General features: G+C 68.9%; 7 protein-coding genes. 4 read left to right on the top strand and 3 right to left on the bottom strand.

Annotated features, from left to right (window positions below; all coding sequences use genetic code 11):
• Positions 1 to 218, top strand: a 218-nt coding sequence (locus tag ACO1BU_RS20480) for a transposase (protein ID WP_424137823.1), incomplete at its 5' end; no start/stop codon positions are given.
• A gap of 6 nt (positions 219 to 224) precedes the next feature.
• On the opposite strand, the gene ACO1BU_RS20475 is transcribed toward ACO1BU_RS20480, so the two are convergent.
• Both ACO1BU_RS20475 and ACO1BU_RS20470 read right to left on the bottom strand, forming a co-directional pair.
• On the bottom strand, positions 225 to 2,207 hold the full coding sequence (locus tag ACO1BU_RS20475; protein WP_424137822.1) for a PhoX family protein: 1,983 nt from the start codon (positions 2,205 to 2,207) through the stop codon (positions 225 to 227).
• Between the two features lie 100 nt (positions 2,208 to 2,307).
• Entirely contained in the window at positions 2,308 to 4,614 is a 2,307-nt protein-coding gene (locus ACO1BU_RS20470; protein WP_424137821.1) for a molybdopterin-dependent oxidoreductase, read from the bottom strand.
• Positions 4,615 to 4,900: 286 nt separating this feature from the next.
• Here ACO1BU_RS20470 and ACO1BU_RS20465 point away from each other — a divergent pair, with 286 nt between their 5' ends.
• From ACO1BU_RS20465 to ACO1BU_RS20455, 3 genes are all read left to right on the top strand, one after another.
• Entirely contained in the window at positions 4,901 to 5,914 is a 1,014-nt protein-coding gene (locus tag ACO1BU_RS20465; protein WP_424137820.1) for an SDR family oxidoreductase, read from the top strand.
• A 187-nt stretch (positions 5,915 to 6,101) separates the two neighbouring features.
• On the top strand, positions 6,102 to 6,941 hold the full coding sequence (locus tag ACO1BU_RS20460) for an SDR family oxidoreductase (RefSeq protein ID WP_424137819.1): 840 nt from the start codon (positions 6,102 to 6,104) through the stop codon (positions 6,939 to 6,941).
• Between the two features lie 50 nt (positions 6,942 to 6,991).
• Complete coding sequence (locus tag ACO1BU_RS20455; protein WP_424137818.1) at positions 6,992 to 7,339, top strand: hypothetical protein; 348 nt, start codon at positions 6,992 to 6,994, stop codon at positions 7,337 to 7,339.
• Between the two features lie 79 nt (positions 7,340 to 7,418).
• Here ACO1BU_RS20455 and ACO1BU_RS20450 read toward each other — a convergent pair whose 3' ends face one another.
• Positions 7,419 to 8,006, bottom strand: a complete 588-nt coding sequence (locus ACO1BU_RS20450) for a DUF2585 domain-containing protein (protein WP_424137817.1) — start codon at positions 8,004 to 8,006, stop codon at positions 7,419 to 7,421.
• Positions 8,007 to 8,021 lie beyond the last annotated feature (15 nt).

Raw genomic sequence — 8,021 nt, 5'->3', positions numbered from 1 at the left:
GCATCGCGCTCGAGGTCGTCAGGCTGCCCGAAGCCAAGCGCGGCTTCGTGCTCCTGCCCCGGCGATGGGTAGTGGAGCGCTCATTCGGCTGGTTCGCCCGCTTCCGCCGGCTCGCCCGCGACTATGAGCGCTTGCCCGAGACGCTGGCGGGCCTGCACCTCGTCGCCTTCACCATCCTACTGCTCAGGCGCGCCGCAGAACTCGCCGCCAGTGCGTAACACCCTCTAGCTCCCGACCACGCCCCCGTCCTTCTTCACGATGGCGATCACCGAAGGCCGCGGTGGCACGCCATCTTCGAAATCCGGCCAGCGCGTGGACGGATTATCGAAGCTGCTGCCGCGGTTCTCACCGGGGTGCTGGATCGCCAGGAACACGGTGCGGTCATCCGGCCCGATCAGTGGTCCGCACACTTCCGCTCCCATTGGCGCTGCGTAGAAGCGCCGCGTCAGCGCGCGTCCCTCGCCTTCCGTATCCGCGGCATAGAGTCCATCGGCGACATGCGCCGCCTCCGGCGCGCCATCGGTCGCGATCCAGATGCGGCCCTTGCTGTCGAAGGCGCAGTTGTCGGGGCAGGAAAGCCAGCCCTGATCCGCGCCCACGCTGCGGTGATAGGTCGCGCCGGGATGGGTGCCGGGCTGGCCGGCCATCAGGAACAGTTCCCACCGCGCTGTCGTCGCCGCATGGTCAATCCGCCCGCGTCCCTCATTCGCGCCGGTGGCCCTGGGCGGAATGATCTCGATCACATGCCCATGCGCGTTGTTCGGCCGAGGATTCGCGGCGTCCACGCGGCCGGGCTGGCGGCTCGAGTTATTGGTCAGCATGACATAGACGCGCCCGGTGACGCGGTTGGTCTCCACATCCTCCGGCCGGTCCATCGGCGTGGCGCCGAGAAGATCGGCGGCGCGCCGCGCCTCGATCACGACGTCGCCCTGGGAATGGAACCCGTTCTCCGGGGTCAGCGGCCCCTCCCCATGGACCAGGGGCAGCCACATCACGCCGCCATCGTCATGGAATCGGGCGACATACAGCGTGCCCTCATCCAGCAGATCGGCGTTCAGCCCGGGTTCGTCGCTGTTCCAGGGCCGCGCCGTGACGAATTTGTAGACGTAATCGAAGCGCTCATCGTCGCCCATATAGATCACGACGCGCCCGTCGGCGGATATCGCGTGGGTGCAGCCTTCATGCTTGAAGCGGCCCAGCGCCGTGCGCTTCACCGGCACGCTCAGCGGGTCATAGGGATCGAATTCCACCACCCAACCAAAGCGGTTCGGCTCGTTCGGCTCCTGCGCCACATCAAAGCGCGGCACATGGCGGCCCCAGGGGAACATCGCCTCCCGCACCAGCCCGTAGCGCTTGTAGGACGCGGCCTGCTCGCCCGTCTCCACGCCCGGCCCGCCGAAATAGTAGTTGAAGTTCTCCTCCGAGATCAGGACCGTGCCCCAGGGCGTGTCGCCGCCCGCGCAGTTGTTCAGCGTGCCCAGCACGCGCGTGCCGGTGGAATCCTCCGCCGTTTTCATCCGGTCGTGCCCAGCCGCCGGTCCGCTGATGCGCATCGGCGTCTCGGCGGTGATGCGGCGGTTCAGCCGGCCGCCCGGCACCGGTGCCCAGCGCCCGTCCTGCCGGCGAATTTCCACCACGCTCGCGCCATGGGCCATCATTTGCGCGCGCACCTGCGCGGCGCTGGTCTTGAGCCGGGCGGAACGGGCATCGCCCAGGCCGGGAAACATCAGCTCCGGGTTGGTGTATTCGTGGTTCACCACCAGCAGCCCATGCTCGCTCGCCGGCGCCCCCTTGGGCAGCGGGAAGAAGTCCAGGTAGTCGTTGTTGTAGCCGAACTGCAGCGCCTGGGCCTCGGCCGTGACATTCGCCGGATCGAAAGGCGGCGCGCCGGGCAGCACGGGGTCGCCCCAGCGGATCACCGTCTGGATCTCGTATCCTTCGGCCACCGCCTCACCCGGGCCAGCGCCATGCGGCAGGCCGCGGAAGCCGAGGCTGGACTCCGCGCCATCCGGCGATGCCGCGGCCGGCGCCACGGACTGAGCGCCCGCCCGCCGCACCATCCCCGCAGCCAGCGCAGTGCCGGCCGCCGCGCCAAACAATCCGCGCAGCGCCGCGCGTCGCGCCATGCGGCGCCCGATAATGGCGCCGATCGGTTCATGCGGCGCGGGATTGCTGCCGATATCCTCCGGATCCGGCTGCCCGAACATCACGATCTTCTGCCCCCCACTCGCACTGGCGCGGCTTCATAGGGGGGTGGCACAACGGTCCCGTGTCGATTTCGTGACACACCGATGACAGCGTGCCGCTTCAGGCAGGCCCTTCCGCAGCCACGGGCGGCGGCGCATGGACCGTCACCTCCGGCAGCGGTCCCGTCCAGGCCTCCACCTGCACCAGGCAGGAATGCGCCGCGCAGCCCTGGCCGAGCGGTGAGGTGCCGACATCCTGCGTCAGCACATTCGGATTGCCATGGACGCAGAGCAGCCCCTGCTCCGTTTCCTGCGGATCCCACCAGGCGCCGGTGGACATGGAGACGACGCCGGGCCGCAGCCCCTCCGTCAACACCACCCCGCCCAGGCAGGCGCCGCGTTCGTTGAACACCCGCACCACGTCGCCAGCGGACAGGCCGCGTGCCGCAGCATCCGCCGGGTTCATGCGGATCGGCTCGCGCCCTTGGATACGGTGCGCCGCCGCCACGCGGGAAGGGTCGAGCTGCCCATGCAGCCTGGAGGCCGGCTGGTCGGAGAGGAGGTGCAGCGGAAAGCGTGACACATCGCCCCCCAGCCATTCCCGCGGCGCCTTCCACACGGCATGGCCGGGCACGCCTTCGTCCCCGAAGCCCGCGATCACCTCCGAATAGAGCTCCACCTTGCCCGAGGGCGTGTTGAGCGGCGCCGCCGCGGGATCGCGCGCGAAGTCCGCGAACTGCACGAAATCCTCTTCCGGCGGCGAGAACTCCACATGCCCCTCGGCCCAGAAGCGGTCGAAATCCGGCACCTCCGCTCCCATCGCCGCACAGGCGCGCCGGAACCGATCATACATGTGCCGCAGCCAGGCCCCTTCGTCGCGCTGGTCCGTGAAGCGCTCGCGATAGCCCAGCGCATCCGCGATATCCGCGAAGGCGTCGTGATCGTTCCGCGCCTGCCCCTGCGGCGGCACGGCCTGGTGCATCGCGCGCACGAAGCGGTCGCGGGAGGAGCTGGCGATGTCGTTCCGCTCCAGCGTCGTCGTCGCCGGCAGCACGATATCCGCCTGCCGCGCCGAAGCCGTCCACCAGGGTTCGGACACCACGATCGTGTCGGCGTGGGACTGCGCCCGGGCGAAGCGGCTCAGGTCCTGGTGATGGTGGAACGGGTTGCCGCCGCACCAGAAGATCATGCGGATATCGGGAAGCTGAATGTCCCTCCCGTTGTAGCGCATCACCTCCCCCGGGCGCTCCAGCAGCTCCGTGATGCGGGAGACCGGGATGGCGATCCCCACCGGGTTGCGCGTGGCCGGCAGATTCACGCTGGGCAGCTCGCGCCGCGCCGTGCCCATGCCATTGATGCTGCCATAGCCGAAACCAACGCCTTGGCCGGGCTTGCCGATCCCGCCCAGCGCGCTCGCCAGCGCCACCAGCGCCCACCAGGGCTGTTCCCCGTGCTCCGCGCGCTGGATGGACCAGGTGGCGGTCAGCATGGTGGGGGTCCGCGCCGCCTCCAGCGCCAGGGCCCGGATGGTCTCGGCCGGCACATCGCAGAGCGGCGCCGCCCAGTCCGGCGTCTTCACCACCCCGTCCGCCTCGCCCATCACATAGGCCCGCAGCCGGTCCCAGCCGGTCGTGCAGCGGGTGAGGAAGTCGCGATCCTCCAAACCCTCGGCCACGATCGCCTGGATCATGGCCAGGATCATGGCCGCGTCCCCGCCGGGCCGGATCGGCACCCATTCCGCCCGCAGGAATTCCGCCGCGTCGCCGCGGAAGGGGCTAATGTTGACGAAGCGCAGCCCCGCATCAGCCGCCGCCCGCATCAGCTTCGAATATTCATGCGCCCCACCGCCTCCGGCGGTGACGAAGCCATTCTTCAGCGGCAATCCGCCGAAGCACAGCATCAGCCGCGCATGCTTCGCGATGCTGCGCCAATCCGTGACCGGGCCTTGCACCACGTCATTGGTGCCGAGCACATGCGGCATCAGCGTCATGCCCGCGCCATAGGAGTAGTTCGTCACCTGCGTGGTGAAGCCGCCCCCCAGCCCCAGGAAGCGCTGCAACTGGCTGCGCGCGTGATGGAACCGCCCCGCCGAGGACCAGCCATAGGAGCCGCCGAAAATCGCGGCATTCCCGTGCTCCGCCCGCACGCGCGACACCTCTTCCGCCACCAGCAGCGTCGCGCGGTCCCAGGAGACCGGAACGAAGCGGTCCTTCCCGCGCAGGGAGCCGCGGCGTTCCCCGCGCAGCCACCCCTCCCGCACATAGGGACGGTCAATCCGGCAATCCGCATGGACAATGTCGGGGATGCCCTTGATCAGGGTGCCCGGGAAGGGATCGCGCCCGAAGGGGCGGACGCCGGTGATGCGGCCATCCTCCACCACGGCGTCGAAATAACCCCAATGCGCGGCGTGCGGCTTGATCTCGGTCATGACGGCCAGAATGCGACGGCATTGCGGGCCGGATCAATTCAAGACCGCGCCTCGGCCCGGAAATTCGCAACTGCCTGAAGGGGGCGGCGTTCGCTTCGGGAACGCAGAACAAGCCCGCGAAGCCCGGCATCGGCCGGTGCCTTCATGCTGACCGGGAGGAGACACGGACCCGCCGGCAGCCCTCCCGGCCCGGCTAGGTCCCGTCCGGATCGCCCCCGCCGGCGGCCAACCCCATCCGGGCCCACGCCGCCCGGCACCGTACCATCCGCACAGAGGAACCCAGCCCATGGATCCGAAGAACGATGCCCTGTCCTCACGCCGCGACATCATGAGCGGGGCCGCCATCGGAGCCGCCGCCATAGCCATGACCACCAACCCGGCCACCGCCCAGCAGGCAGGCGGCACCGCCGCCCCGCTCACCGCCCTTCGCGACCCGCGTAGCGAGTATCCCAAGCCGCCCTTCGACCGGCAGCCCCAGGACTGGCCCGGCCTGGCCGGCCGGATGAACCCTCGCCCCGACCATGGCGAGACGAGCTATCGCGGCTCCGGCCGCCTCGCCGGCCGCAAGGCGCTGATCACCGGCGGCGATTCCGGCATCGGCCGCGCCGCCGCCATCGCCTATGCGCGGGAGGGCGCCGATGTCGCCATCTCCTACCTCCCGCAGGAGCAGCCCGATGCCGATGAGGTCCTGAAGCTGATCCGCGATGAGGGCCGCAAGGCCATTGCCCTGCCCGGCGACATCCGCGACGAGGCGTTCTGCAACCAGATGGTCCAGACCGCCGTGCGGGAGCTGGGCGGCCTCGACATCCTCGTGAACAATGCGGGCCGGCAGCACGGCATTCCGGACCTCACGGACCTCAGCACCGAGTTCTTCGACTGGACCTTCAAGACGAATGTCTACGCGCCCTTCTGGATCACCAAGGCGGCGCTGCCGCATCTGAAGCCCGGCGCCTCGATCATCATCACCGCCTCGGTCCAGGCCTATGAACCTGCCGCGGCACTGTTCGACTACGCGCAGACCAAGGCGTGCAACGTTGTCTTCGCCAAGTCGCTGGCCAAGCAACTCGCGCCCAAGGGCATCCGCGTGAACGCCGTGGCCCCGGGCCCCTACTGGACGCCCCTCCAGCCCTCCGGTGGCCAGACGCAGGAAGCTCTGACGAAGTTCGGCGCCGAGACCCCCATGGGCCGCCCCGGCCAGCCCGTGGAGATCGCGCCGACCTATGTCCTGTTGGCGTCGGCCGAATCCAGCTTCACCACGGGCCAGGTGCTCGGCGCCTCGGGCGGGTCCGGCAACCCCTGACGCCCGGGGTCCGGCCCCGCATGGAGAAGCCGGCCCAGAACGGCTTCTGATCGTAGCCTTAACACCGAACGGGACGCGAAGCGCCGATGCGGTCCAGCCATGGCAGGCCGCAGAATGCTCGCGCCCAAGCAGGCCGGGGCCGCATCGCCGGCCCCGCTTCCTGCCCATCGCGACACGGGAGAGATCAATGACCCAGCCGAAGCAGCAGCAAGATCCTCCCGGCCTTGAGTCGCGGATGGAGCCGAAGCCGGACCACGGTGAGACAAGCTACAAGGGATGCGACAAGCTCGTCGGCAAGGCTGCCGTGATTACCGGCGGGGATTCAGGAATCGGCCGCGCGGTCGCGATCGCCTATGCGCGTGAAGGCGCAGATGTTCTGATCTCCTACTTGAACGAGGAGGAGGATGCGCGCGAGACGAAGCGCTGGGTGGAGCAGGCCGGCCGCAAATGCGTGCTGATGCCCGGCGACATCTCCGATCCCGCGCATTGCCGCGCCATCATCCAGCGCGCCGTGGATGAGTTCGGGCGCCTGGACATCCTGGTTAACAACGCCGCCTTCCAGATGACTCACCAGTCGCTGGAGGAGATCTCCGACGAGGAGTGGGTGAAGACCTTCGCCATCAACATCCACCCGCAGTTCTTCCTGTCAAAGGCCGCACTGCCGCACATGAAGCCGGGCTCCGCCATCGTGAACACCACCTCGGTGAACACCGATAAGGCGCCGCCCTCGCTCATTCCCTATTCCGCCACCAAGGCCGCCATCGCGAACTTCACCGCGAGCCTCGGCCAGGCCGTCGCGGAGAAGGGCATCCGGGTGAACTGCGTCGCCCCTGGCCCGATCTGGACGCCGCTCATCCCCTCCACCATGCCGCCCGAGCAGGTGGAGAGCTTCGGACAGAGCGTGCCGATGAAGCGCCCGGGCCAGCCGAAGGAGGTGGCGACGGTCTTCGTCTTCCTCGCCTCCGATGACGCCAGCTACGTCACCGGGGCGCTCTACGCCGTCACCGGCGGCACGCCGGTGCTTTAACGCGGCCCTGGACCGGCTTGCGCTCCGCCTGAGCACGCCGCTCGCCCAACATGTTTTCGGCGGGCGGCGTGGGCCGGTTCTTCCTCCGTGCGGGCCCCTTCTTCGCCATGGAGCACTGGGGCGCCGCGGGCGGAGCGGAGATCCGCCACCGCTTCGACGACGCAACGATCCTCAGCAATATCGGCGGCCCGGTCACGCTGCGCGCCGGGGGTTGGACGGAGCAACTCGGCCGCGCGGAAAGCCGGCTTCTGCCTGCCGCCCTCGATGAGATCACCATCCAGGGGCCGGCGGATGTTCTGTTCTCTTACGTGCCAGAGCTGACGCGGGACCTGCGCGCCCCTCTCGTCGCGGCTGGCTACAGGCCGGAACTGATTGCGGGTCTTGGCGACGGCCTCTGAGCCAGACAACCGCATTCCACCTTACCCGGCGCTTCACCGTCCCGGTGGTCACGACCACAAGCGAAGCCTCTACGGCAATCTAAGCAGGCAGCGCCGCCTGCCAGTCCCGGATAGCCGGCACAGGCCAGAGCAGCATCAGCACATTCAGCGTCAGGTTGTCTCGGATCACCGCCAGTGCCAGCAACTCCAGCGCCACGCCGAAGGCCACCGATGCCCACCAGGGCACCCGCGTCGCCACCGCGAAGCCCATCAGCATGAAGCTCAGGTCGGAAACCGAGTTCACCACGCTATCCCCCGAATAGCCCAGTGCCGCCGTTGCGTCTCGGTAGCGGTTGATGACCATCGGCGTGTTCTCGACGATCTCCCAACCCACTTCCAGCAGCGCCGCCGCCAGCGCGCGTGCGCCGACCGGCGCACGCGGCGCCAGCAGCCTGAACAGCCCGTAGAAAAGCAGCCCGTGCACAAGATGCGACGGCGCGTACCAGTCCGCGATGTGTTGCGAGTTCTCCGCGCTGTTCACCGCCCCATGCCACAGCTTCACCTTCCCACAGGTGCAGATCGGCACCCGCCCCATGGCCAGCAGCACCACGGCCATGGCTACCGCAAGCACCATGATCGCCAGCGACCAGGCAACCCCGCGGGGCAGTAACGGGGCAGCTTTCCTCACGCGCCTCTCCTTGGC

The sequence above is a fragment of the Roseomonas chloroacetimidivorans genome, from assembly GCF_049629625.1.
Classification (GTDB): domain Bacteria; phylum Pseudomonadota; class Alphaproteobacteria; order Acetobacterales; family Acetobacteraceae; genus Roseomonas; species Roseomonas chloroacetimidivorans.
This window is presented reverse-complemented; position numbering and strand designations above follow the sequence as displayed.